Origin of the sequence: Microbacterium sp. 20-116, assembly GCF_041079415.1 — a bacterium.
Taxonomy (GTDB): domain Bacteria; phylum Actinomycetota; class Actinomycetes; order Actinomycetales; family Microbacteriaceae; genus Microbacterium.
Genome location: NZ_JBFYGP010000001.1, coordinates 210668 through 234763, shown reverse-complemented (window position 1 = coordinate 234763; position 24096 = coordinate 210668). Strand labels below are relative to the sequence as shown.

Sequence of the window (24096 nt, the reverse complement as noted above, 5' to 3'; positions counted from 1 at the left end):
CCTGTCTCGAGGCATAGACTTGATCGACTGGCCGTAAGGAAGGGGTGGCACATGGCTGAGACCACTTCCTCCGCGCCGCCGCCGTCTTCGCTCCGGCGTCTGGTGCCGCGCATCTTCTCGCGCGCCGCTCGCCGCGACGACGTCGACAAGCTGTTGCGGACGGTGCGTACGCACCACCCCAAGGGCGACCTGGCGATCATCGAGCGGGCGTATGCCGTCGCCGACAAGGCGCATGACGGGCAGAAGCGTCAGAGCGGTGAGCCGTACATCACGCACCCGCTCGCCGTCGCGCAGATCCTCGCCGAACTCGGCTTGGGACCGAAGGCCATCGCCGCCGCTCTGCTGCACGACACCGTCGAAGACACGGGGTACCCCCTCGACGAGCTCGCCGCCGACTTCGGCGACGAGGTCGCGATGCTCGTCGACGGCGTGACCAAGCTCGACAAGGTCAAGTACGGAGACAGCGCGCAGGCAGAGACCGTGCGGAAGATGATCGTGGCGATGTCGAAAGACATCCGCGTCCTGCTCATCAAGCTCGCCGATCGCCTGCACAACGCCCGGACCTGGGGCTTCGTGCCCCCGCACAAGGCCGCGAAGAAGGCCACCGAGACTCTCGAAATCTACGCGCCCCTCGCGCACCGCCTCGGTATCCAGGCGATCAAGAGCGAGCTCGAAGACCTCTCTTTCGCGGTGATGCATCCCAAGCTCTACGCCGAGATCGACAGCCTGGTCAAGCAGCGTACGCCGCAGCGCGAGCAGTACGTCCAGAACGTCATCGACGCCGTCGACGCCGACCTGCGCGAACTGCGCGTCCGCGGCCGCGTGATGGGACGCCCGAAGCAGCTCTACTCCGTGTACCAGAAGATGGTCGTTCGAGGTCGCGAGTTCGACGACATCTACGACCTCATCGGTATTCGCATCCTCGTCGGCACCGTCCGCGACTGCTACGCGGTGCTCGGCGCCATCCACGCGCGGTGGACGCCCCTGCCGGGGCGATTCAAGGACTACATCGCCACGCCGAAATTCAACCTGTACCAGTCGCTGCACACCACGGTGATCGGCCCGGGCGGACGCACGGTCGAGATCCAGATCCGCACGCACGAGATGCACCAGCAGGCGGAGTTCGGTGTCGCCGCGCACTGGAAGTACAAGGAGCGGATGGCGGGCGGCAAAGCCGACGCCAAGGCCGTCGACGCCGACATGGCCTGGATCGCGCACATCTCGGACTGGCAGGCCGAGACCGCCGACCCGGGGGAGTTCCTCGACTCGCTGCGCTTCGAGATCGGCGCGAAAGAGGTCTACGTCTTCACGCCGAAGGGCCGTGTGGTCGGCCTGCCGACCGGCGCGACCCCGGTCGACTTCGCCTACGCCGTGCACACCGAGATCGGCCACCGCACCATGGGGGCCAAGGTCAACGGACGCCTGGTGCCGCTCGAATCGACGCTGCAGAGCGGTGACGTCGTCGAGGTCTTCACCTCCAAGAACCCCGACGCGGGTCCGAGCCAGGACTGGCTCGGCTTCGTCAAGAGCACCCGCGCGCGCAACAAGATCCGCGGGTGGTTCACCAAGGAACGTCGCGAAGAAGCCATCGAACAGGGCAAGGACTCCATCGCCCGTGCCATGCGCCGGCAGAACCTGCCACTGCAGCGGCTGATGAACCAGGACTCGTTTACCGAGGTCGCTCGCCTCTTCCACTACGAAGACGTCTCCGCCCTGTACGCCGCCGTCGGCGAGGGCCACGTCTCGACGCAGTCCGTGATCGAGAAGGTCACGGCGCTCGTCAACGTCGAAGAGACCAACACCGGGCCCATCGACATCCCCGTCGGTCGCAGCCGTGCCCCGCGCGGTGGCGATTCGGGCGTGCTCGTACGCGGTGCCCCCGACATCCTCGTCAAGCTCGCCAAGTGCTGTACGCCGGTGCCGGGAGACGAGATCGTCGGTTTCGTCACGCGGGGGAGCGGCGTCTCGGTTCACCGCGGCGACTGCACCAACGTCAAGGCGCTGAAGGAAGAGCCCGACCGACTGATCGACGTGGAGTGGGCACCCACCACGAAGAGCGTCTTCCTCGTACAGATCCAGGTCGAGGCCCTCGACCGCTCGGGGCTCCTGAGCGATGTGACCCGTGTGCTGAGCGAGCATCACGTCAACATCCTGTCGGCCACCGTGTCGACCACGAACGACCGTCTGGCGCTCAGCAAGTTCGTGTTCGAGATGGGTGACACCGTGCACCTCGACCGCGTGCTCAACGCCGTACGACGCATCGACGCCGTCTACGACGTCTACCGCGTGACCTCCTCCTAGCCGCCGCATCAGCGTTCCGAGTCCGCGGTCGCGAGCAGCGCGATCCCTCTCCGTCCGTAGGGGAAGGTCGGATGCCGATCGAGCCACGCTTGCGCATCGCTTCTCGCTCGCGGATCGGACGCCGCCCACGCGACCGCCGCAGCGCGCTGATGCTCGTCGTCGGAGCGGGCGAGGTCGGCCAGCGTGCGTCCCGGTGTGCTGAGGTGTACGCCGGCGAGCGACGTCGTATCTGCGGGTGGCAGGCGCACGTCGTGATACACCGCACGGGTCCCGTCATGGGCCCGTGTCCGCCTCGTCACGACCCGCTGAAGGTGATGTCGTGTCGGCTCGGTCGGAATCCCTCCGTGCACCCACGCGGCGGTCAGGCGCACTCCCGCCCATCGCTCCCCGAGAAGGGGCAGCAGGCTACGGGCGCGCATCCACGCCGTCTCGACCGCGTCGGCGGGCATGAACCCCTCGCCGAGGGGCACCAGCAGCCCGTCGAGACACGCAGCGCTCAGTTCGCTCAACGCGAGACGCTCCCCGGGGAAGAACAGAAAGGGCGACACCATCCCGTCAGTGTGACGGGGCGGTGTCGCCCGTGACGGTCGGAACCGTCGACCTGTGGAGAACCGATCAGCCGCCGAGGGCGCGGAGCCAGGTGCGGCGCGCTTCGAGAGCCTCCGATGCCTGAGCCGCGGCGCGCTTGTCGCCGCGCGACTCGGCCTCGGCGAGTTCGGCCTCGAGCTTGTCGATCGCGTCGGTCAGCTGGCGCGTCATGTCGTTGGCACGCGCCTTCTGCTCGGGGTCGTTCCGCTTCCAGTCGGCGTCCTCGCGGGTGCGCACACTCTGCTCGATCTTGCGGAGCTCGTCGTCGAGGACACGCTCCTTGTCGCGGGGGAAGATCCGGCCGATCTCGTCCCACTCGCGCTGGATGGAGGTGAGCTTCTGGCGGGCGGTCGCGAGGTTCTTCTCGTCGACGATGGGTGCGGCCTTCTCGAGCAGGGCACGCTTCTGCTCGATCTTCTCCTTCGAGGCCTCGGCGTCGGCGGACTCACGCTCGATGCGCGCTCCGTAGAGGGCATCTCCCGCAGCCTTGAAACGAGCCCAGAGCGCGTCGTCGACCTTGCGGCCGGCGCGGCCCGAGGCCTTCCACGCGTCGAGCAGGTCGCGGTATGCCCCGATGCCGTCCTCGCCACGCGGCGCGAGGGCCTCGGCGCGCTCGACGAGACGCGTCTTCGCCTCGCGGGCGGACTTGTGGACCTCGTCGAGCGAAGAGAAGAACTCGCGGCGGTGACGGTCGACCGTGGCGCGGGCGTCGCGGAAGCGGCGCCAGAGCTGCTGAGCGGTCGACTTCGACAGACGGGGGCCGTTCTGCTGGTGAGCCTGCCACCGGTCGAACAGAGCCGTCATCTCGGCGGTCATCTGCTTCCACTGCACCGTCTGCGGGTCACGAGCGGCGAGGGCCTCGGCCTCTTCGACGATCGCGGTCCGCTCGCGCACAGCTTCTTCGGTGGCCTGCTTGGCGGCGACGGCCTCGGTCTCGCTCGCCTCGGCGAGCTCAGAGGTGAGGGCATCCACGCGAGCGGTCAGGGCCGCGAGATCGCCCACCGCGGCCGCACCGTCGAGCTTGCTGCGAAGGGTCTTCGCCGTCGAACGGAGGTCGGATGCCGACGCCCCACCGCGACGATGACGCGTCTCGAGCAGGGTGACCTCGCCGGCGAGATCCGAGAACTTGCGCTGATAGTAAGCGAGAGCTTCGGCGGGCGTGCCGTCGGGGTACTGCCCCACGACGCGCCAGTCCTCACCCTCGCGGACCGAGACGGTGCCCTCTTCGTCGACGCGACCCCACGGCTGCGCGGTCGAAGTGGACGCGGTCTTTCCCGGAGGCGGTCCGGGGATGCGCGCGCCGGGCCGCGGAGCGGCCGGCTGCGCGGGCGCGGACGGGGTGCTGGGCGCCTCAGCCGCGTCGGAGGAGGCCTCGACCTCGGCGGTCGCACCGTCGTCGATCGCGTCATCGCCGGAGGGAGCATCGGCGGTGGACGCCGGCTCAGCGGCATCCGATGACTGCTCTGCGATCGGCACCTCACCCGCGGGAGCTTCGTGCTCCTCGACGGGCGCGGCGGCCTCGTCGGAGGAGGCGCTCGGGGCCGAAGATGCATCGGTCTCCGCCTCGACCGAGGTCGTGGCAGTGGGATCGACCTCGACGGCGTTCTCGTCGTCGCGCGGGTCGGAGGTCTCGGGAGTGGGGACGGAAGTCACGGGTAGCACCTCATCGCGGCAGAACCGCCTGGGGGAGAAGGACCCTCCGAGCCTAGTACGCGCGACCCCGGGGTTACAGGATCGAGCCCTGCCGATCGCAACGCGGCCGTTCCCACCGCACGGCGCGAGAGGTCAAGGAGTGGTCGACTCCGACGGCACGGGAGCGGGGACCTCCGTCGGGGCGGGCGTCGCGGGGGTATCGGTCGACGAGGGTGCCGGGTCCGGTGCGCCCGGGCCCGCGACGAAGTAGGCGGTCTGTGCGCCGACCGCACCGGCGATCAGGACGAGCCCGACCACGAGACCGATGAGGTTGTCGCGTGTGCGGCGTCGCCCCTGACGCTCGTGGAGCTCGAGCCGCGCCTGATACGCGCGAGCACGCTCGCGCTGCTCTCGCGCCTGCCGGTCTTTTCCGCGCGCCGCCACATCGACCTCCTCCGCCCGTCCGGGCACGTCGATCCTACAAAGAGCCGTCCCGCGACCGGGTTCGCCGCTCGCGGACACGGTGTCGGAGGCCGCGGTTAGCCTGGAGTGGTGACCCCATCTTCCGCGCTCTTCCAGGGCCAGACACCGCTCGCGGTGCGCATGCGCCCCGTGAGCCTCGACGAGGTCGCCGGCCAGGGGCATCTGCTGCGGCCCGGGTCCCCGCTGGTCACCCTCGCGACGACCGACTCCTCGGCATCCGTCACCGCCGCCTCGGTGATCTTGTGGGGCCCGCCCGGAACGGGCAAGACCACGCTCGCCCAGGCGATCGCGCGGTCGTCGGGGCGCCGCTTCGTCGAGCTCTCAGCGATCACGGCGGGTGTGAAAGACGTTCGCGAGGTCATGCAAGAAGCGCTCACGCAGCGAGACCTCTACGGGCAGTCCACGATCCTCTTCCTCGACGAGATCCACCGCTTCACGAAGGCCCAGCAGGACGCCCTGCTGCCGGGGGTCGAGAACGGGTGGGTCGTGCTCATCGCCGCGACCACCGAGAACCCCTCGTTCTCGGTCATCTCGCCGTTGCTGTCGCGTTCTCTCCTGCTCACGCTCCGTCCCCTCGGCGACGACGACCTGGGCGCCCTCGTAGACCGAGCCGTGACCGACCCCCGCGGTCTGGCCGGCCGCGTCGTGCTCGAGGACGACGCTCGCGCCGCCCTGGTCCGCCTGGCATCCGGAGACGCCCGTCGCGCTCTCACCGCCCTCGAAGCCGCGGCCTCGGTCGCGGGCGACGACGGCGTCGCCCCCGCGCCGGCATCCGGCGGAGACGACGATGACGACGAGCAGGATCCGGGACCGTTCGTCGACGACGGGGGAGAGCTCCCCGTGATCACCGCCGACCACATCGCCCAGGCCGTGGACCGCGCTCTGCTGCGTTACGACCGCCAGGGCGACGAGCACTACGACGTGATCAGCGCCTTCATCAAGTCGGTGCGAGGTTCGGATCCGGATGCCGCGATCCACTACCTCGCGCGGATGATCGAGGCGGGGGAGGATCCCCGTTTCATCGCGCGGCGTCTGGTGATCTCCGCCGCGGAAGATATCGGCATGGCCGATCCGCAGGCGCTGCAGATCGCCGTCGCGGCGGCGGACGCCGTCGCCTTCATCGGCATGCCCGAGGGCCGCATCCCCCTCGCCGAAGCGACGGTGTACCTCGCGACGACCGCCAAGTCGAACGCCGCCTACAACGCCATCAATGCCGCGATCGCCGACGTACGCGCCGGTGGTTTCGGACGCGTGCCGATGCACCTCCGCGACGCGCACTACCCGGGCGCCAAGCGCCTGGGACACGGCAAGGGGTACAAGTACGCGCACGACAGCGAGATCGGCATCGTGGCGCAGCAGTACCTGCCCGACGAACTCCGGGGCAGGCGCTACTACGAGCCCACGAATCACGGCACCGAGCGCGACGTCTCCGCGCGCCTGGAGAAGATCCGACGCATCCTCGACGGGAAGTGAGCGTGCAGAGGGCACGCGCGGGTGGCTCTGATAGCATGAACCGGCTCGAAACAGGGTTTTCGGGCATCCCCTCCTTCCTGTGATCACCTTCCGGTGCGCCCCGGCGTGCGCTTCGGATCGGGCGGAAGGGGGCGATACGCCCGTGAGCCGTGAAAGGCGCGGCCACGTCATCGGAAGGAGAACTTCGTGACCACGAAGTCTCAGGACCGCCGCAAGGTGCGTCTGTCGCGCGCCCTCGGCGTCGCACTCACCCCCAAGGCCGCCCGCTACCTCGAGAAGCGTCCCTACGCTCCCGGTGAGCACGGTCGCACCAAGCGCAAGGCCGACAGCGACTACGCCGTCCGTCTCCGCGAGAAGCAGCGCCTGCGCGAGCAGTACGGCATCCGCGAGAAGCAGCTGCGCATCGCGTTCAACGAGGCCCGCCGCACCGACGGCCTGACCGGTGAGAACCTGGTCGAGCTGCTCGAGATGCGTCTGGACGCCCTCGTCGTGCGTTCGGGCTTCGCCCGCACCACCGCGCAGGCTCGCCAGCTCGTCGTGCACCGCCACATCATGGTCGACGGCCAGCTCGTGGACCGCCCGTCGTTCCGCGTGAAGCCGGGTCAGCTGATCCACGTCAAGACCAAGAGCGAGGGTCTCGAGCCCTTCCAGGTCGCCGCCGCCGGTGGGCACGCCGAAGTACTGCCCCCCGTTCCGGGCTACCTCGAGGTCGACCTCTCGACGCTGCAGGCGAAGCTCGTTCGTCGCCCCAAGCGCGCCGAGGTGCCCGTCACGTGTGACGTGCAGCTCGTCGTCGAGTACTACGCCGCCCGCTGACCTCAGCGAGCACAGAAGGGCGCCGGGTTCTCCCGGCGCCCTTTCTGGTTCTCGGGTCGCGCTTGCGCGCGACCCATCGCCGATTCCGATCCGATTCCGGGGGAGCTGCCCGAGATGACCCGCGTCGCGGCGGGACTCGCCGAGGAGCGTGCACGTGTTCGAGCCTCGCGCCGCCGCACGAGCCGGTGGCGACCTCGGCGACCGAGTCCGCGGCATCCGACCGGCGGACGCGCGCTCCGCGGGGGCCCTCGCCTACGATGGGGGAATGCCGCGACCGCGGCGTCGTATCGAGGAAGAAGTGGTGATCGTGAGAAGCCTCGTCTGGTTCGCGTTGGGCATCGTCGGCGGTTTCGTCGCCGCCCACCTCGTCAACAAGGACCCCCGCGGGCAGGAGGTGCTCGCGCAGCTCGACTCCCGCATCGGCGAGTTCACCGACCGTATGAGCGACGCCTACCACGCGCAGGAGACCCGCCTCTCCGAGATCATCGACGACGCGAAGAGCGTCGCGTCCTCGGCGGTCGAGAAGTCCGCCGACGCCGTCGACGACGCCGCCCGCGCCGCCGAGAAGGCCGTTTCCCCCTCCGACTGACCCCCTCCGGCCTCCCGCCCCCACCCGTGGGGCGGATCCGCATGCGTACGGAAAGACCCGCCATGAAAACCGCCGAGATCGCCCAGCGCTTCCTCGACTTCTTCGAGAAGAAGAACCACACGATCGTCCCCTCGGCCTCGCTCGTCACCGACGACCCGGCCCTGCTGTTCACCGTGGCGGGCATGGTGCCCTTCATCCCGTATCTGAGCGGGGTCGTTCCGCCGCCCTATCCGCGCGCTGCCGACGTGCAGAAGTGCATCCGCACCAACGACATCGAAGAAGTCGGCAAGACCCCGCGTCACGGCACCTTCTTCCAGATGCTCGGCAACTGGTCGTTCGGCGACTACTTCAAGGAAGACGCGATCCGCTTCGCCTGGGAGCTGCTGACGGCCCCCGAGTCGGAGGGCGGCCTCGCGTTCGATCCGAAGGACCTCTGGGTCACGGTCTACGAGGAGGACGACGAAGCCCGCGACCTCTGGCTCGAGCTCAGCTCTCTGCCCGACGAGCGCATCCAGCGCCTGGGCAAGGACACGAACTACTGGTCGACCGGTCTGCCCGGCCCGGCCGGTCCCTGCTCGGAGATCTTCTTCGACCGCGGTCCCGAGTACGGCATCGACGGAGGCCCCGCCACCGACGACGACCGCTACGTCGAGATCTGGAACCTCGTGTTCATGCAGTACGAGATCACCAACGTGCGCTCGAAGTACGACTTCGACATCGTCGGGGAGCTGCCCGCGAAGAACATCGACACCGGCATGGGCCTGGAGCGCATCGCGTTCATCAAGCAGGGCGTCGACAACATGTACGAGACCGACCAGGTGCGCCCCGTGCTGGATCTGGCCGCCAAGCTCGCGGGCAAGGCGTACGGCCAGGAGTCGCACGACGACGACGTGCGCCTGCGCATCGTCGCCGACCACGTGCGCTCATCCCTCATGCTGCTCGCCGACGGCGTCACCCCCTCGAACGAGGGCCGCGGCTACATCCTGCGCCGCATCATGCGTCGCGCGATCCGCTCGATGCGCCTCCTCGGCGTCGACGGCCCCACGTTCCCGGAGCTGTTCGCCGCCTCACGCGACGCGATGAAAGAGTCCTACCCCGAGGTCGAGGCCGATTACGCGCGCCTCTCGGCCTACGCGATCGCCGAGGAGCAGACGTTCCTCCGCACGCTCGCGGCCGGATCCGCGATCCTCGACCAGTCGGTCGTCGAGGCCAAGAACGGCGGCGGAACCACGCTGTCGGGCTCCGAGGCGTTCCTGCTGCACGACACCTACGGCTTCCCGATCGACCTCACGCTCGAGATCGCCGAAGAGGCCGGGCTGTCCGTCGACCGCGGCGCCTTCGACCAGCTGATGCTCGAGCAGCGCACACGTGCCAAGGCCGACGCCCGCGCCCGCAAGGGCACGATCGCCGACCAGAGCGCCTACCGCGAGTTCCGCGCCCACGGCGAGACCGTCTTCACCGGCTACACCGAGATGCAGACGGAATCCCGGGTTCTCGGCATCCTGATCCAGGGGGTCGGAACCGACCGCGCGGCCGAGGGCCAGATCGCCGAGGTGATCCTCGCCGAGACCGCCCTGTACGCCGAGTCGGGTGGCCAGGTCGCCGACAAGGGCGTCATCGTCGGTCCCGGCTACGAGCTCGAGGTGCTCGACGTGCAGCGTCCCGTTCCGGGTCTCGTCAGCCACACCGTCGAGGTCACGACCGGTGAGGTCTCGGTCGGCGCCCCCGCCACGACCGTCGTCGACGCGCTCAACCGCCACGCCGCCCAGCAGGCGCACACCGCGACTCACCTGGTGCACGCGGCGATCCGCGACACCCTCGGCAAGACGGCGACGCAGACCGGTTCGCTCAATCGCTCGGGTTACATGCGCTTCGACTTCAGCTGGGGCTCCGCGCTGTCGCCCGAGACCCGCACCGAGATCGAGGACATCGCCAACAACGCGGTGCGCGACAACCTCGAGGTCACCACGCGCGTGATGTCGCTCGACGAGGCGAAAGCCGCGGGCGCCATGGCGCTGTTCGGCGAGAAGTACGGCGACACCGTGCGCATGGTCGACATCGGCGGCCCCTGGTCGCGTGAGCTGTGCGGTGGCACCCACGTGTCTCGCAGCGCCGAGGTCGGCCTGGTCAACCTCGTGGGCGAGCAGTCGGTCGGTGCGTCGAACCGCCGCGTGGAAGCCCTCGTGGGCCTCGACGCCTTCCGTGACCTCGCCGCCGAGCGCGCGATCGTCTCTCAGCTCAGCTCGAGCCTGAAGACGCCGCGCGAGCAGCTGCCCACCCGCATCGCCGAGTTGGCCGCGAGCCTCAAGGCCGCCGAGAAGAAGATCGCGGCGTTCGAGGCGCAGGCCCTCGCCGGTCGCCTGCCCCAGCTGGTGGAGTCGGCCGTCGCCGTCGGCACCGTGCGGGTGGTCGCACAGAGCCTGGGGGAGGGCGCCTCGGCAGACGACGTGCGCTCGCTCGCGCTGCAGGTGCGCGACCGCCTGGGCAGCGACCCCGCGGTCGTCGCTCTCGCGAGCACCACCGGCGGCCGCGCCACGGTGGTCGTCGTCACCAACGACGCCGCGCGCGAACGGGGGCTCGCCGCGGGCGCCCTCGCCAAGGCGGCGGCCGGTGTGCTCGGCGGCGGTGGCGGAGGTCGTCCCGACGTCGCCCAGGGCGGCGGGACGGATGCCGCGGCCCTGCCGCAGGCGCTCGAGGGAATCGTCTCGGACGTGAGGACGACGATCGCGTGACGTCGTTTCGTCGCGGCATCCGATTCGGGATCGACGTCGGGCGCGCGCGCGTCGGCGTGGCTCGGTCAGACCCGGACGGGGTGCTCGCCGTTCCCGTCGAGACGGTGCCTCGAAAGGGCGAGCCGATTCGCCGCATCGCGGCTCTGGCGGCCGAGTACGAGGCATTCGAGATCCTGGTGGGGCTGCCGCTGAACCTGCGCGGTGAAGACACGCCGTCGACGACCGACGCCCGTGCCTTCGCCGCGGCGCTGGCCGCGGCTCTGCCGATGCCCGTCCGCCTGGTCGATGAACGCCTGAGCACCGTTTCAGCGCACAGTGTTCTCCGCGAAGCAGGGCGTTCTCAGCGGGATTCTCGTAGCATTGTGGACCAAGTCGCCGCCGTGGTGCTTCTGCAGCAGGCGATCGATGTGGAGCGACAGTCCGGCGAGCCGGCCGGACCCGCCGTAACACCGGGACAGGAGCCCGCCTGACATGCCCGAGAACCAGCACCCCGAAAACGATCCGTTCGCGGATCTTTACGGTCGTCTGCCCGACCCGCGCACCGGTACGCGCTCCGCTCGCCTCCCCGGCGGCGAGGATGCCGCTCCGCCGTCGCGCCGGGCCGCCCGCGAGGCCCGACGCGCGGCGACCGAGGCCACGCCGACCGTGTCCGCGGAGCAGGCGGTCGAAGGCGCGTCCACCGCACCCGCCGATCGCGGGGCCGAAGCCACGGCCACACCGCGAGTCGCGGACGCGCCGCCGCCACTGGAGCCGGCCGCTCCCGCCGAACATCCGACAGCCTTCCCCGCCGAGCCGTCGGGTGCTTCGCGCCCCGGCTCGACGCCCGCGCCTCGTTCCGCAGCCGAGCAGGCGGCAGGGAGGGAGTCTGCGTCCGTGCGACGCACCGATTCCCCTTCGCCGCAGACCACGCGAGACGCCGCTTCCGCTGGCGGCCGCGACGAGGCGGCGCCGGGGCCGCGTCGCAGCGGTGCTCCCGCCGCGGCCTCCGCGACGGCGCCGGAACCGTCGGCCTCAGACCGTGCCACGCGCGCTGTGCGAGATCAGGCGCCTCGCACGACCTCCGCGCAGAGCACTCCCTCCTCGCCCTCCGGCGCCATGCAGCCCGCCCGTGACACGCAATCCGCAGCCTGGCAGGCCGCAGCCCGCCGCGCGGACGCTCCCCGTTCCGGATCCGAGTCTCGCCGCAACGAGCCGTCGCGCGACCGCGAACCCGCCCTCGTCGGAGCCGGAGCGGGAACGGCGGCCGCAGCCTCCGCCACGCCTCGCAGCACGGCATCCGGATCTCTCGAAGACCTCTTCACCGGTGAGACCACCACGCAGCAGATCGGCTGGGCACCGCAGAAGCCTCCGAAGCGGCGCCGTGGTGGGGGTCGCTGGATCGCTCTCGCCATCGTGTTGATCCTCGTCGGTGGTGTCGCCGGCGGCGGCTTCGCGCTGTGGAACACCTACGGCGAACGTATCCAGGCGTTCCTCGGCAACGGCGAGCCGCTCGAGTACGAAGCGGGACAGGCGACCGGCGAAGCACGCGTCACGATCGTGTCGGGTGACACGGGCCAGTCCGTTTCGCCGAAGCTCTTCGAGGCGGGCGTGACGAAGGCGACCAACTCGCTCTACAAGTACATGGTCGACAACGCGGTGGGCTTCACGTTCCAGCCCGGCGTCTACAAGCTGCAGCAGCAGATGACCTCGGAGGCGGTGATCGCCGCGCTCCGCGACCCGGCCAACCGTCTCGACAACTCGGTGCAGCTGCGCGAGGGTCTCACCCTGACGCAGTCGCTGGACATCATCTCGGAGCAGGCCGGCATCGCGCGCGCCGATCTCGATGCCGCGGTCGCGACCCCCTCGACCTACGGGGTCTCCGCCTCGACCCTCGAGGGCTGGATCTTCCCCGCGACCTACGATTTCGACGACGGAGTCACCGCCCCACAGGTCATCGATCGAATGGTCAAGCGCACGATCGAGTCGCTCGACAAGGCCGGCGTGGCGCCGAACGATCGAGAGCGCATCCTCACCATCGCCTCGATCATCGAACGCGAAGCCCGCAGCAGCGAGGACTTCTACAAGGTCTCACGCGTGATCGAGAACCGTCTGCAACCCGACAACACCGAGACGCACGGTCTGCTGCAGATGGACTCCACGGCGCAGTACGGCGCGAACGAGCTCGACGCCGGAGCCTCGTCGTCGAGCGCGAACGCCCTCAACAGCGACAATCCCTACAACACCTACAAGTATCCCGGGCTCCCCGTCGGGCCGATCGCCAACGCCGGAGACCTCGCGATCGACGCCGCGATGCACCCCGTCGACGGCCCCTGGTACTACTTCACGACAGTGAACCTGTCGACGGGCGAGACGGTGTTCTCGACCACCTACGCCGACCAGGAGAAGGCGGTCGCGCAGTTCCAGCAGTGGTGCCGCGAGAACCCGAACGGCGGATGCTGACCGGACCTCGCCGCCGTCTGGCCGTCTGGGGCGACCCGATCGCGCATTCGCGGTCGCCCCGGCTGCACGCGGCGGCGTACGGCGCGCTCGGCCTCGACTGGGACTACGGGCGCCGACGGGTGGACGAGGCGAACTTCGCCTCCGCGGTGGAAGAACTGGATGCCGTCTGGCGCGGGCTCTCGCTCACCATGCCGCTCAAGCACGCGGCCGCTCGCGCCGCCGTCTCGCTCGACGACGACGCGCGGCTGACCGGCGCCGTGAACACCTTCCTGCTGGCCGAGGGCGGCCCCCGCGGTTTCAACACCGACGTGGGCGGCCTGGCCCGTGCCCTCGACGAGATCGGCGTGCGCGAGCCCGGGGCGATTCGCGTGCTCGGCGCCGGAGCCACAGCGACCTCCGCGGTGGTCGCCGCCGCCCGTGCGGGAGCCGGTCTCATCGAGGTCCGCGCGCGGCGGCCCGAGGCGGCCGCCCCCCTCGGCGCCCTCGCCGACCCTTTGGGGGTCGTCGTTCGCGTCGTCGCCCTCAACGACCCCGAGCTGTCACCGGTGGACGCCACCATCGCGGCTCTGCCCGGGGGCACCGATCTCGGCGGCGTCGCCGACGATCTGGCATCCGTCTCCGGTCCGCTCGTCGACGTCGTCTACGGCGGCTGGCCGACTCCGCTCGCTCAGGCGTGGGCACGCGCGGGCGGCGAGGCGCACGACGGTCTCGCGATGCTGCTGCACCAAGCTCTGCTGCAGGTGCGCGTCTTCGTCGGGGAAGACCCCGAGATCGCCCTCGAACGCGAGACCGAGGTGCTGGCCGCAATGCGCACCGCGCTCGTGGGAGACTAGGACCATGCTTCGCGTTCTCACCGCCGGCGAGTCCCACGGCCCCGAGCTGATCGCCCTCATGGAAGGGATGCCGGCCGGCGTCCCCATCTCTTCGGCGCAGATCCGCGCAGAACTGGCGCGCCGTCGCCTGGGATACGGTCGCGGTTCGCGCATGAAGTTCGAAGAGGACGAGCTGTCGCTGTCCACGGGCATCGTGCACGGCTTCACGATCGGAAGCCCCATCGCCCTGCGCATCGGCAACACCGAGTGGCCGAAGTGGACCGAGGTGATGAGCCCCGAGCCCGTCGAGCTGTCCGACCGCTCGCGCGGCCGCGGCGCCGCTCTCACGCGCCCCCGTCCCGGCCACGCCGACCTCGTCGGCATGCAGAAGTACGGCTTCGACGAAGCCCGGCCCATCCTCGAGCGCGCCTCGGCCCGCGAGACGGCCGCGCGCGTCGCACTGGGTGCCGTCGCCCGCTCGTTCCTCAACGAGCTCGGCATCCGACTGGTCAGCCACACCCTCTCGATCGGCCCCGTGCGCGTCCCCGACGACGCGGAGTTCCCCACGCCCGACGATGTCGACCGCCTCGACGCCGATCCGCTGCGCTGCTTCCACGCCGAGACGAGCGCGGCCATGGTCGCCGAGGTCGACGACGCCAAGAAGACGGGCGACACCCTCGGCGGTGTCGTCGAGGTGCTCGCCTACGGCCTTCCGCCGGGGCTCGGCTCCCACGTGCAGTGGGATCGTCGACTGGATGCCAAGCTCGCTCAGGCGCTGATGAGCATCCAGGCGATCAAGGGGGTGGAAGTCGGCGACGGCTTCCTCACCACCACCCGCCGTGGATCGCAGGCACACGACGAGCTGTTCGCCACGGGCGACGGGATCACGCGGTCGTCCGACCGCGCGGGCGGCACCGAGGGCGGCATGTCCACGGGTACCGTGCTGCGCGTGCGTGCCGGGATGAAGCCGATCGCGACGATCCCCAAGGCCCTCCGCACGGTCGATGTGGCCACCGGCGACACCGCCGCCGCCCACCACCAGCGTTCCGACGTCTGCGCGGTTCCGGCGGCCGGTGTCGTGGCCGAAGCCATGGTCGCGATCACCCTCGCCGACGCGGTGCTCGAGAAGTTCGGCGGCGACAACATCGTCGAGACCCGCCGCAACGTCGAAACGTACCTCGCGAACCTCCCCGAGACGCTGCGCACGACCGACGCGTCCGACGCGGCGCTGCTCGCGCATGACCTCGCCTGAGCAGCCGACCGCGGGTTCGGCCGTCGTGCTCATCGGTCCGATGGGCGCGGGGAAGACCAGCGTCGGGCGCCGCGTGGCGCGAGCGCTGGGCACGCCCTTCACCGACACCGACAAGCTCGTCGTCCGCGACCACGGCCCGATCCCGGCGCTGTTCGTCGCCCACGGCGAGCCGCACTTCCGTGCCCTTGAGCGCGAGGCGGTCGTCGAGGCCCTGGCCCGCGGCGGAGTGGTCGCGCTCGGCGGGGGAGCGGTCCTCGACCCGCTGACGCGCGCGCGCCTTCGCGAGCACCGTGTCGTGCTGCTGACCGTGGCGCCGCACGTCGTGGCATCCCGGATCCACGGCGACGAACGGCCGTTGCTCGGCGGAGAAGACCCCGTCGCGCGCTGGCAGCGCATCTTCGAAGAACGGCGGCCCGTGTACGAGCAGACCGCCGACATCGCTTTCGACACCTCGTCCGGCCCGCTCGCACGGGTCGTCGACGACATCGTGGCCTGGGCACGCCGTGTGCCGGCCGGAGAGACGGTATGACCGACACCACCACCATCAGCGTCGCCGGCGAGCCCGGCTACGACATCACGATCGGACGGGGCCTTCTCGCCTCGCTCGGCGAGGCACTGCCCGCGGGGGCGCAGAAGGTGCTGGTGGTCCACCCGCCGACGCTCGCGAAGCAGGCCGAAGAGCTTCGCGCCCAGCTCGTGGGCGATCGTCAGGTGCTGCTCGCCGAGATCCCGGATGCCGAGGCCGGAAAGCGCGTCGAGGTTGCGGCGTTCTGCTGGCAGGTCATGGGGCAGGCCGACTTCACCCGCACAGACGTCGTCGTCGGGTTCGGCGGCGGCGCGGTGACCGACCTCGCCGGTTTCGTCGCCGCGACCTGGCTGCGCGGCGTCGCTCTCGTGCAGGTGCCCACGACGGTGCTGGGGATGGTCGATGCCGCCGTGGGCGGCAAGACCGGCATCAACACCGCCGAGGGCAAGAACCTCGTCGGGGCATTCTGGCCGCCGGTCGCCGTGGTGTGCGACCTCGACCTGCTCGACACGCTCTCGAAGAACGAAGCGACCGCCGGCTTCGCCGAGGTGGTCAAGGCGGGCTTCATCTGGCATCCGGAGATCCTCGATCTCATCGAGGCCGATCCGGAGGGGATCGTGAACCCCCGCGGAGACGGCTTCCGTCGCTGCGTCGAGCTCGCGATCGACATGAAGGCGCGCGTGGTCGGCGAGGACCTGCGAGAGGCCGGACTGCGCGAGGTGCTCAACTACGGGCACACGCTGGGACACGCGATCGAGCACGCCGAGCGGTACCGCTGGCGTCACGGCGCGGCGATCTCGGTCGGCATGGTGTTCGCCGCCGAGCTGTCGCGGCTCGCGGGGCGCCTCTCGGATGACGTGGCTCAGCGCCACCGCACGGTGCTGGAGTCTCTCGGGCTTCCGACGACGTATCGAGCGGGGGCGTTCCAGACCCTGAAGGCGACCATGCAGCGCGATAAGAAGAGTCGGGGCAGCATGTTGCGCTTCATCGTGCTCGACGACCTCGCGCGTCCCACCGTGCTGCAGGCGCCCGACGAATCGCTGCTCTTCGCGGCGTATCAGGAGGTCGGTGCGTGAGCATCGCCGTGCGCCGCGTGCGCGCGGATGAGGGTGCCCGCGTGCGCGAGCTCCGGCTGCGTGCGGTGAGCGACCCGGTGGCATCCATCGCCTTCCTCACCACCCGCGAGGAGGAGCTCGAGCGCGACTCGGCGTTCTGGGACGAGCGCGCGGCGGGCGGTGCCGCGGGGCAGGCCGCGGCGATGTTCGTGGCCGAAGACGGCGACGCGTGGGTCGGATCGGTGACCGTGCTGGTGCGCCGTGCGGGCGACGTCGACCACACGGGGCGGCGGCTGAGCGCGGGGCGCGCCGACGTCGTCGGCGTGTACGTCGCCCCCGAGGCGCGGGGGACCGGAGCGATCGACACTCTTCTCGACGCCGCCGCGCGCTGGAGCGCCGAACAGGGCTTCGAGACGCTGTCACTCGACGTGCACGTCGACAATGCCCGCGCTCAGGCCGTGTACCGGCGCGCGGGATTCACGTCGACCGGCGAGACGTTCACGGGGCCGATCGGCGCCGAACTCGCGATGAGCCGGTCGCTGCGCACGCTCTGACGCGCACGCCGCTGCGCGGACGGGCGCACGCAGGTCGGATTCCCGAGCCGAAATCGGACCACCCCGCCCGCGTCTTCGAACCCGTTGCGAGTCTCCGGATCGATGAGGCGCGCGAGTGCCGAGGCGGTCGCATCCGGTCCTGATTCCGTCTCTCATGCGACGTCGAGCGTGGTCTTTCGAGATCACCCGTGCGCGCGAAAGCCCCGCCTTCCGGAGAGGACGGGGCTTTCGCGTGCCGATCAGACCGTCGCGGGGGCGCGGCGCTCAGCGGCGAGGCCGAGCTGATCGGTCGGGACGTCCTTCGTCTCGCGGGCGGTGAGGGCGCTCACCGAGGCAATCACGGCGATGACGGCGGTGAAGACGCTGATGACGACCCAGCCGCCGGCCGATCCGCCGCCGAGGGCGGCGACGATGCTCGGGGCGAAACCGGCCATGAGGAAGCCGAGCTGGGTGCCGATCGCCATACCCGAGAAGCGGACGCGGACGCTGAACATCTCGCCGTAGAACGAGGGCCACACGGCGTTGGCCGCCGCGTATCCGCACGAGAACGTGAGGATCGCCAGACCGAAGGTGACGAGGTTGTTCCCGGCCCCCATCGACAGCATGTAGAACGGCATGAACGCCGCCGACGACAGCGCGCCGTAGATGAAGACGGGCTTGCGTCCGATGCGGTCGGCGAGCGTGCCGAACAGCGGCTGCGTGAACAGTGCGACGACGTTGGCCACGACGACGAGCCACAGGGTGACGCTCGCGTCCAGACCCTCTTCCTTGCCGTAGGCGATCGCGAGGGTGCCGAACACGGTCGAGACCGCGGCGATGAACGCGCAGCAGATCACCCGGAGCACGTCGCGCCAGTGGTTCTTCAGCAGCGGTACCAGCGGCATGCGGGCGATCTGGCCGTCGGCCTTGGCCTGCTCGAACTCGGGCGTCTCGTGCAAGCTCCGTCGGATGAAGAACGCCACGACCACGACGACGGCGCTCAGCCAGAACGGAACGCGCCAGCCCCACGAGAACTTGATGTCATCGGGCAGGGCGACCACCGGGATGAAGATCAACGCGGCGAGGATCTGTCCACCCTGGGTGCCGGTCAGCGTCCACGAGGTGAAGAACGAGCGACGCGAATCCGGGGCGTGCTCGAGGGTGAGAGACGACGCTCCCGCCTGCTCGCCGGCGGCCGAGAGCCCTTGGGCGAGACGGCAGAGCACCAGCAGCACCGGGGCGAACCAGCCGATCTGCGCGAAGCCGGGGAGGCAGCCGATGACGAAGGTCGACAGCCCCATGAGCAGCAAGGTGAACATCAGCACCTTCTGGCGTCCGATGCGATCCCCGAAGTGACCGAGGATGACGGCGCCGAAGGGCCGGGCGATGTACGCGAAACCGAAAGTCGCGAATGACATCACGAGTGCGGCCTGATCGCCCGAGGGGAAGAACACCGTGGGGAAGATGAGGGCGGCGGCGGAACCGAACAGGAAGAAGTCGTAGTACTCCACGGCGCTCCCCATGAAGCTGGCGGTGGCCGCCCTCACGGGAGTCTTCCGCGTCGTTGCGGTGGTGGTCATGGACGAATGCTCCTTTAGCGGGCGAGGGCCGGGTCGACAGGAGTGTCGGCGGCCACGAGGTCGAGGAAGTGGGCGCTCATGCGGTCGGGATCGGGTCGCGTCCCGGTGATAAGGGCGAATGCGTCGACGGCCTGGTGGACCGCCATGCGTCCGCCGCTGAGGGTGCGGCACCCGCGCTCGCGTGCGGTGACGAGCAGCTCGGTGTCGAGCGGACGGTACACGATGTCGGCGACCCACAGCTCAGGGCGCAGCAGCCCGGCATCGAGCGGAAGGCCGGGGTGCTCGGCCATGCCGACCGGCGTGCAGTGCACGAGCCCGTCGGCGTCGGCGAGCACCGCGGGAAGATCGGCGACAGAGGCCGTCTCGACCGCGGCGAGAGGATGACGCCGGCCCAGGTCGTCCGCGAGAGCCGTCGCGCGAGCGGGGTCGAGGTCGACGATGCTCAGGTGCGCGGTTCCGAGACGCAACAGGGCATCGGCGACCGCCGAACCGGCCCCTCCGGCGCCGAGTTGGACGACGTGCCGGGTGCCGGCATCGGGGAGTCCGTCGCCGAAGGCCGCGGCGAAGCCCGTCGTATCGGTGTTGTAGCCCACTCGACCGGCGGGTGTGAACAGCACCGTGTTGACGGCGCCGAGAGCGGCGGCGACCGGATCGACGCGGTCGAGATGGGCGAGCACGCTCTGCTTGCAGGGGTGCGTGACGTTGACGGCGTCGTACCCGAGGCGCTCGGCCCAGGCGAGCACGTCGCCGATGCGGTCGGGGTCGATCCCGAGGGCGGTGAGGTCGAGAGGGCGGTACACGTAGGTGAGCCCGAGAGCGCGAGCCTCGGCCATGTGCATCGGCGGCGTCAGCGAGGGCAGGACCCCCGTGCCGATGAGGCCGACGAGATACGGGTGAGCGTCGTTCACGGTACTCCTTCGTGTCCGCGACGCGGTTATGTACTAACCGGTACGTTCAGAGAAAACCATGCCTCGCAAACGGTGTCAACGATCGATTCCGAATGCGGCAGCTGCTCGCCGCCGTCGGCGCCCGGGGCGAAAGACCCCGACCACCTCAGCGCGAGGACGCCGTCAGCCACCCGACCACGACGTCGCCGATGACCGCGCGCAGGTGCGTCCGTCGGTCGGGGGAGGCGAGGTCGACATCGAAGAGGTGCCCGAAGGTGTACTGGTTCGCGACCTGGAACACGCAGTACGAGCTGATCACGAGGTGCACGTCGATCGCGTCGACGTCGGCGCGGAAGATCCCCGCCGCGCGACCGCGCTCGAGGATCTCGTCGAGCAGCCCCTTCGCGGGCTGCGACAGGGTCCGCAGGCCCTCGATCTGGCGGATGAAGGCCCCGCGGTGGATGTTCTCGATGGCGACGAGACGGATGAAGGCGTCGTGGCCGACGTGGTGGTCGTAGGTGAGTTCGGCGAGGGCGCGAATGGCATCCACCGGGTCGGCGTGGTCGACGTCGATCGCGCGCTCGGCCTCGCGGATGCCGCGGTACGCCTCTTCGAGAACGGCTCGATACAGACCGTCCTTGCTGCCGAAGTAGTAATAGATCATGCGCTTGGTGGTGCGCGTGCGGGCCGCGATCTCATCGACGCGGGCACCCGAGTAACCGTCTTCGGCGAACACCTCGGTCGCCACGGCCAGCAGCTCGGAGCGGGTGCGCTCGGCGTCTCGACGTGCCTCGGCCATGGCCCCAACCTAGTGGACGGGGGAGTGGACCCCGTTTGTACTAACTGGTACATTCGGCCGCCATGAGGACCTCGATGGCGACCGTCTGCATCAGCGGCACCCTGGCCGACAAGCTCCACGCGTGCGCCGATGCCGGCTTCGACGGCGTCGAGATCTTCGAGCCCGACCTGCTCGCCGCCCCGGAGAGCCCCGAAGAGATCGCCGCCCTCGCCGGCAGGTTGGGCCTCGCTCTCGACCTGTACCAGCCGATGCGCGACGTCGAGGGAGTCGATGAGCCGGCCTTCGCCGCGGTCCTCCGCCGGGCGGAGGCGAAGTTCCGCCTCATGAACCGCCTCGGAATCGACCTCGTGCTGTGCTGCAGCAACGTCGCGACCGCGACGATCGACGACGACGCCGTCTCGGCCGCGCAGTTGCGGCGACTCGGCGACCTCGCCCGGGGCTACGGCATCCGGATCGCCTTCGAGGCTTTGGCGTGGGGGCGCTTCGTCGACGACTACCGCCGCGCGTGGCGCATCGTCGAGCTCGCCGACCACCCGGCCGTGGGGGTCTGCCTGGACTCGTTCCACATCCTCTCGCGCGGGCACGATCCCGCGGCCATCGCCGACATCCCGCCCGAGAAGATCTTCTTCGTCCAGCTCGCCGATGCCCCGCGGCTGAGCATGGACGTGCTCTCGTGGAGTCGGCACCACCGCCTGTTCCCGGGCGAGGGCGACTTCGACCTGGTCGATTTCACCGCGCGCATCGTCACGGCCGGATACACCGGTCCGTGGTCGCTGGAGGTGTTCAACGACACCTTCCGTCAGACCGACGCGCGCCGCACGGCCCGCCACGCGCGCCGTTCGCTGCGCTGGCTCGAAGACGCCGTGTCGAGGGTGTTCCCGGATGCCGTGGACCGCGACGACCTGTCGATGCTCCCCGACTCCGCGGCTCCCTCGGGAGTCGACTTCGTCGAGATCAAGGCGGAGGACACCTCGGCCGTCGAGGAGCTTCTCGGTCAGCTCGGGTTCACCTCGCGTGGACGCCACCGTACGAAGCCGGTGACGCTGTGGACGGCCGGCAACGCCCGCCTCGTGCTCAACGAGCAGCACGCGCGCGGCTGGGAGCCGCGACTGGCCGCGGTGGGCCTCGAGGTCGACGACGCCGAGGCGGTGGACCTGCGCATGGACGAGCTGCACGTGCCGCGCGCCTACCGCCGCACCTACGCGAGCGAAGAACGCCTCGACGGCGCCGTCGCCCCCGACGGCACCGAGGTCTACTGGGCTCAGGCCGCCGACGAGGGCGAGCCCGCCTGGGTCGCCGAATTCGAGCACGGCGAGCCCGAGCGTGCCAGTGCCGTGGTGGGCGTCGACCATGTGAGCCTGTCGCAGCCCTGGCAGGCCATCGAGGAAGCCACGCTGTTCTACACCGCCGGCTTCGCCCTGCGCGTCGACAGCAGCACCGAGGTGCCGGGGCCGCAGGGTCTCGTCGCCAGCCGCGTGCTCGGCGCCCCCGGCGGTGGGGTGCGACTTCCCCTCAACGTCGCCCCTCCGATCCTGGCCGGCGAGCGTGCCGGCGCCGCCCTGCCCCAGCACGTCGCGTTCGCGTGCAGCGACGTACGGGCTCTGGCCCGGTCCGCCCGCGAACGGGGCTTCGTCCCGCTGGCGATGCCGCGCAACTACTACGACGACCTCGCGGCGCGTTTCGAGATGACGGATGCCGCTGTCGATGAGCTGCGCGAGCTGCATCTGGGCTACGACCGCGACTACGCGGGGGAGTACCTGCACTTCTACACGCGCACGATCGGCGAGGTCTTCCTCGAGTTCGTCGAGCGCGTCGACGGGTACACGGGCTACGGCGCGGGCACGGCCCCCGTGCGGCTCAGCGCCCAGGGACGGCGCTGATAGCGTGCCTGGCATGACCACCCCCCGCCGTCTCCTGCTCGTCAACGGTCCGAACCTCAACCTGCTCGGGACGCGCCAGCCCGAGATCTACGGCCGCGAGACCCTCGCCGACGTGGAGCGCGTGACGACGGAAGCCGCCGACGGGCACGGCCTGGAGGTCCGCGCCGTCCAGAGCAATCACGAGGGCGTGCTGATCGATGCGATCCACGCCGCGCGTCTGGACTGCGCCGGGATCGTGATCAACGCCGGAGGGCTGACGCACACCTCTGTCGCGCTGCGGGATGCGCTGGCATCCGTCGCCCTTCCCGTCGCCGAGGTGCACATCTCGAACATCAAGGAGCGCGAGAGCTTCCGGAACTTCTCCTACATCGAAGACGTCGCCGTGGTGCACGTCATCGGCGAAGGGGTGCCCGGCTACGCCCGCGCCGTCGACCTTCTGGTCGAGGTCCTCTCGTGGCGGGCCGACGGCTGACGGCGGGGATCGCGTAGACTCAGACGTCGGGCTCTCGCCCACTTCGACTCACGAAACGGAATATCGGCACTCATGGCATCCACTGCAGACATCAAGAACGGCGTCGTCCTGAACATCGACGGTCAGCTCTGGAGCGTCGTGGAGTTCCAGCACGTCAAGCCCGGAAAGGGCGGCGCGTTCGTCCGCACGAAGCTGAAGAACGTCATGAGCGGCAAGGTCGTCGACAAGACCTTCAACGCCGGCGCCAAGATCGAGACCGAGAACGTCGACCGCCGCGACTTCACGTACCTCTACAACGACGGCGACGGCTTCGTCTTCATGGACGTCGCCGACTACGACCAGATCACGGTCGGTGCCGCCACGGTCGGCGACGCCGCCAACTTCCTGCTCGAGAACCAGCAGGTCCAGATCGCGCTCAACAACGGCAACCCGCTGTACGTCGAGATGCCGCCGTCCGTCATCCTCGAGGTGACGTACACCGAGCCCGGCCTGCAGGGCGACCGCTCGTCGGCCGGTACCAAGCCCGCCACCGTCGAGACCGGCTACGAGATGCAGGTTCCCCTGTTCCTCGAGACCGGCACCAAGATCAAGGTCGACACTCGCACCGGCGAGTACCTCGGCCGCATCAGCTGACGTTGAGCGCCCGCACCAAGGCGCGCAAGCGCGCCCTCGACATCCTCTTCCAGGCCGACGTGCGCGGCGAGGAGCTGTCGATCATGCTGGCCACCGAGGCCAAGCGCGCGGCGAACGAGCCCGCTCGCGAGTCTTCGTGGCTCTATGCCCGCGACATCGTGGACGGCGTGATCGACAACCGCGACGCGATCGACGAGCAGATCACCACCTTCTCGAAGGATTGGTCGCTGCAGCGCATGCCCGCCGTCGACCGTGCGCTGCTGCGCATGGGCACGTGGGAGATCCTCTACAACGACGAGGTGCCCACGGCCGTCGCGATCGACGAGGCCGTCGAGCTCGCCAAGGAGTTCTCGACCGACGACTCCGGCTCGTTCGTGCACGGCGTGCTGGCGCGGATCGCGCGATCGTCCTGACCCCTTCCGACGTGTTCCGACGCGGCCCCGACCTCCCGTCGGCGGCCGCGTCGCGTCGTTTCGACTCGCGGGGCGGCACCGTTTCGCCTGCCGCGGCCCCCACCCCACGCATAAACGCTCTGCGCGCGCATAAACGCGAGGACACCGCGTTTATGCGCGCGGACCGCGTTTCTGCGCGCCGAGAGGTCACCGGGGGCGACG

Annotated in this window: 22 protein-coding genes; 16 read left to right on the top strand and 6 right to left on the bottom strand. The window is 69.9% G+C overall.

Features of this window, described 5'->3' with window-relative positions; genetic code table 11:
* The first annotated feature begins 51 nt into the window (after nt 1-51).
* Complete coding sequence (locus AB6V29_RS01020) at nt 52-2301, top strand: bifunctional (p)ppGpp synthetase/guanosine-3',5'-bis(diphosphate) 3'-pyrophosphohydrolase (protein ID WP_267787331.1); 2250 nt, start codon at nt 52-54, stop codon at nt 2299-2301.
* 8 nt (nt 2302-2309) lie between these two features.
* Here the strand turns inward: AB6V29_RS01020 and AB6V29_RS01015 are convergent, their stop codons facing one another.
* From AB6V29_RS01015 to AB6V29_RS01005, 3 genes are all read right to left on the bottom strand, one after another.
* Nucleotides 2310-2852 (bottom strand): hypothetical protein, encoded by a 543-nt coding sequence (locus tag AB6V29_RS01015; RefSeq protein ID WP_369356541.1) that lies wholly within the window; start codon nt 2850-2852, stop codon nt 2310-2312.
* Between the two features lie 64 nt (nt 2853-2916).
* A complete protein-coding gene (locus AB6V29_RS01010; RefSeq protein ID WP_369357150.1) occupies nt 2917-4182 on the bottom strand; it encodes a DUF349 domain-containing protein in 1266 nt (421 codons plus the stop codon).
* A 492-nt stretch (nt 4183-4674) separates the two neighbouring features.
* Nucleotides 4675-4992 carry a dioxygenase gene (locus tag AB6V29_RS01005; RefSeq protein WP_267787333.1) on the bottom strand — a complete coding sequence of 106 codons (318 nt, stop codon included), beginning with the start codon at nt 4990-4992 and terminating at the stop codon, nt 4675-4677.
* An 81-nt stretch (nt 4993-5073) separates the two neighbouring features.
* On the opposite strand from AB6V29_RS01005, the gene AB6V29_RS01000 reads away from it, so the two are divergent.
* From AB6V29_RS01000 to AB6V29_RS00950, 11 genes are all read left to right on the top strand, one after another.
* A complete protein-coding gene (locus AB6V29_RS01000; protein WP_369356540.1) occupies nt 5074-6477 on the top strand; it encodes a replication-associated recombination protein A in 1404 nt (467 codons plus the stop codon).
* Between the two features lie 186 nt (nt 6478-6663).
* On the top strand, nt 6664-7293 hold the full coding sequence (rpsD, locus tag AB6V29_RS00995) for a 30S ribosomal protein S4 (RefSeq protein WP_056231683.1): 630 nt from the start codon (nt 6664-6666) through the stop codon (nt 7291-7293).
* 154 nt (nt 7294-7447) lie between these two features.
* Nucleotides 7448-7882, top strand: a complete 435-nt coding sequence (locus AB6V29_RS00990; protein WP_369356538.1) for a hypothetical protein — start codon at nt 7448-7450, stop codon at nt 7880-7882.
* Nucleotides 7883-7944: 62 nt separating this feature from the next.
* Nucleotides 7945-10614 (top strand): alanine--tRNA ligase, encoded by a 2670-nt coding sequence (alaS, locus tag AB6V29_RS00985; protein ID WP_369356537.1) that lies wholly within the window; start codon nt 7945-7947, stop codon nt 10612-10614.
* A complete protein-coding gene (gene ruvX, locus AB6V29_RS00980) occupies nt 10611-11084 on the top strand; it encodes a Holliday junction resolvase RuvX (protein WP_210075131.1) in 474 nt (157 codons plus the stop codon). Before alaS ends, ruvX begins: the two co-directional genes overlap by 4 nt.
* 625 nt (nt 11085-11709) lie before the next feature.
* Nucleotides 11710-13053, top strand: a complete 1344-nt coding sequence (gene mltG, locus AB6V29_RS00975; RefSeq protein WP_369356534.1) for an endolytic transglycosylase MltG — start codon at nt 11710-11712, stop codon at nt 13051-13053.
* A complete protein-coding gene (locus AB6V29_RS00970; RefSeq protein WP_369356532.1) occupies nt 13047-13886 on the top strand; it encodes a shikimate dehydrogenase in 840 nt (279 codons plus the stop codon). The genes mltG and AB6V29_RS00970 overlap by 7 nt, the downstream gene beginning before the upstream one ends.
* 4 nt (nt 13887-13890) lie before the next feature.
* A complete protein-coding gene (aroC, locus tag AB6V29_RS00965; RefSeq protein WP_210075137.1) occupies nt 13891-15117 on the top strand; it encodes a chorismate synthase in 1227 nt (408 codons plus the stop codon).
* Nucleotides 15104-15646: a shikimate kinase gene (locus AB6V29_RS00960; RefSeq protein ID WP_210075139.1), complete on the top strand. Its 543-nt coding sequence runs from the start codon at nt 15104-15106 to the stop codon at nt 15644-15646. Before aroC ends, AB6V29_RS00960 begins: the two co-directional genes overlap by 14 nt.
* Nucleotides 15643-16719: a 3-dehydroquinate synthase gene (gene aroB / locus AB6V29_RS00955; RefSeq protein ID WP_267787341.1), complete on the top strand. Its 1077-nt coding sequence runs from the start codon at nt 15643-15645 to the stop codon at nt 16717-16719. Before AB6V29_RS00960 ends, aroB begins: the two co-directional genes overlap by 4 nt.
* The gene (locus AB6V29_RS00950) at nt 16716-17252 is read left to right on the top strand and encodes a GNAT family N-acetyltransferase (RefSeq protein WP_369356530.1); all 537 of its coding nucleotides are present in this window, start codon (nt 16716-16718) and stop codon (nt 17250-17252) included. Before aroB ends, AB6V29_RS00950 begins: the two co-directional genes overlap by 4 nt.
* A 239-nt stretch (nt 17253-17491) precedes the next feature.
* On the opposite strand, the gene AB6V29_RS00945 is transcribed toward AB6V29_RS00950, so the two are convergent.
* The 3 genes from AB6V29_RS00945 to AB6V29_RS00935 form a co-directional block, all read right to left on the bottom strand.
* Nucleotides 17492-18811 (bottom strand): MFS transporter, encoded by a 1320-nt coding sequence (locus AB6V29_RS00945; protein WP_210075144.1) that lies wholly within the window; start codon nt 18809-18811, stop codon nt 17492-17494.
* 14 nt (nt 18812-18825) lie between these two features.
* Nucleotides 18826-19719 carry a shikimate dehydrogenase gene (locus AB6V29_RS00940; RefSeq protein WP_267787343.1) on the bottom strand — a complete coding sequence of 298 codons (894 nt, stop codon included), beginning with the start codon at nt 19717-19719 and terminating at the stop codon, nt 18826-18828.
* A 145-nt stretch (nt 19720-19864) separates the two neighbouring features.
* Complete coding sequence (locus AB6V29_RS00935; RefSeq protein WP_210075148.1) at nt 19865-20497, bottom strand: TetR/AcrR family transcriptional regulator; 633 nt, start codon at nt 20495-20497, stop codon at nt 19865-19867.
* A 62-nt stretch (nt 20498-20559) separates the two neighbouring features.
* Here AB6V29_RS00935 and AB6V29_RS00930 point away from each other — a divergent pair, with 62 nt between their 5' ends.
* The 4 genes from AB6V29_RS00930 (at nt 20560) to nusB (ending at nt 23895) form a co-directional block, all read left to right on the top strand.
* Nucleotides 20560-22377, top strand: a complete 1818-nt coding sequence (locus tag AB6V29_RS00930; protein ID WP_369356527.1) for a TIM barrel protein — start codon at nt 20560-20562, stop codon at nt 22375-22377.
* A gap of 13 nt (nt 22378-22390) precedes the next feature.
* Nucleotides 22391-22849, top strand: coding sequence for a type II 3-dehydroquinate dehydratase (locus AB6V29_RS00925; RefSeq protein WP_369356526.1), 459 nt, complete (start codon nt 22391-22393; stop codon nt 22847-22849).
* A 72-nt stretch (nt 22850-22921) separates the two neighbouring features.
* Nucleotides 22922-23482: an elongation factor P gene (efp, locus tag AB6V29_RS00920; RefSeq protein ID WP_056231743.1), complete on the top strand. Its 561-nt coding sequence runs from the start codon at nt 22922-22924 to the stop codon at nt 23480-23482.
* A 2-nt stretch (nt 23483-23484) separates the two neighbouring features.
* Nucleotides 23485-23895: a transcription antitermination factor NusB gene (gene nusB / locus AB6V29_RS00915; RefSeq protein ID WP_267787346.1), complete on the top strand. Its 411-nt coding sequence runs from the start codon at nt 23485-23487 to the stop codon at nt 23893-23895.
* Nucleotides 23896-24096: the final 201 nt, after the last annotated feature.

Excerpts from the sequence above, each read along its gene's own strand:
- AB6V29_RS01020 (WP_267787331.1), top strand. The coding sequence starts at position 52 with ATGGCTGAGACCACTTCCTCCGCGCCGCCGCCGTCTTCGCTCCGGCGT.
- AB6V29_RS01015 (WP_369356541.1), bottom strand. The coding sequence starts at position 2,852 with ATGGTGTCGCCCTTTCTGTTCTTCCCCGGGGAGCGTCTCGCGTTGAGC.
- alaS (WP_369356537.1), top strand. The coding sequence starts at position 7,945 with ATGAAAACCGCCGAGATCGCCCAGCGCTTCCTCGACTTCTTCGAGAAG.
- mltG (WP_369356534.1), top strand. The coding sequence starts at position 11,710 with ATGCAGCCCGCCCGTGACACGCAATCCGCAGCCTGGCAGGCCGCAGCC.
- AB6V29_RS00970 (WP_369356532.1), top strand. The coding sequence starts at position 13,047 with ATGCTGACCGGACCTCGCCGCCGTCTGGCCGTCTGGGGCGACCCGATC.
- aroC (WP_210075137.1), top strand. The coding sequence starts at position 13,891 with ATGCTTCGCGTTCTCACCGCCGGCGAGTCCCACGGCCCCGAGCTGATC.
- AB6V29_RS00960 (WP_210075139.1), top strand. The coding sequence starts at position 15,104 with ATGACCTCGCCTGAGCAGCCGACCGCGGGTTCGGCCGTCGTGCTCATC.
- aroB (WP_267787341.1), top strand. The coding sequence starts at position 15,643 with ATGACCGACACCACCACCATCAGCGTCGCCGGCGAGCCCGGCTACGAC.
- AB6V29_RS00945 (WP_210075144.1), bottom strand. The coding sequence starts at position 18,811 with ATGACCACCACCGCAACGACGCGGAAGACTCCCGTGAGGGCGGCCACC.
- AB6V29_RS00935 (WP_210075148.1), bottom strand. The coding sequence starts at position 20,497 with ATGGCCGAGGCACGTCGAGACGCCGAGCGCACCCGCTCCGAGCTGCTG.
- AB6V29_RS00930 (WP_369356527.1), top strand. The coding sequence starts at position 20,560 with ATGAGGACCTCGATGGCGACCGTCTGCATCAGCGGCACCCTGGCCGAC.
- AB6V29_RS00925 (WP_369356526.1), top strand. The coding sequence starts at position 22,391 with ATGACCACCCCCCGCCGTCTCCTGCTCGTCAACGGTCCGAACCTCAAC.
- efp (WP_056231743.1), top strand. The coding sequence starts at position 22,922 with ATGGCATCCACTGCAGACATCAAGAACGGCGTCGTCCTGAACATCGAC.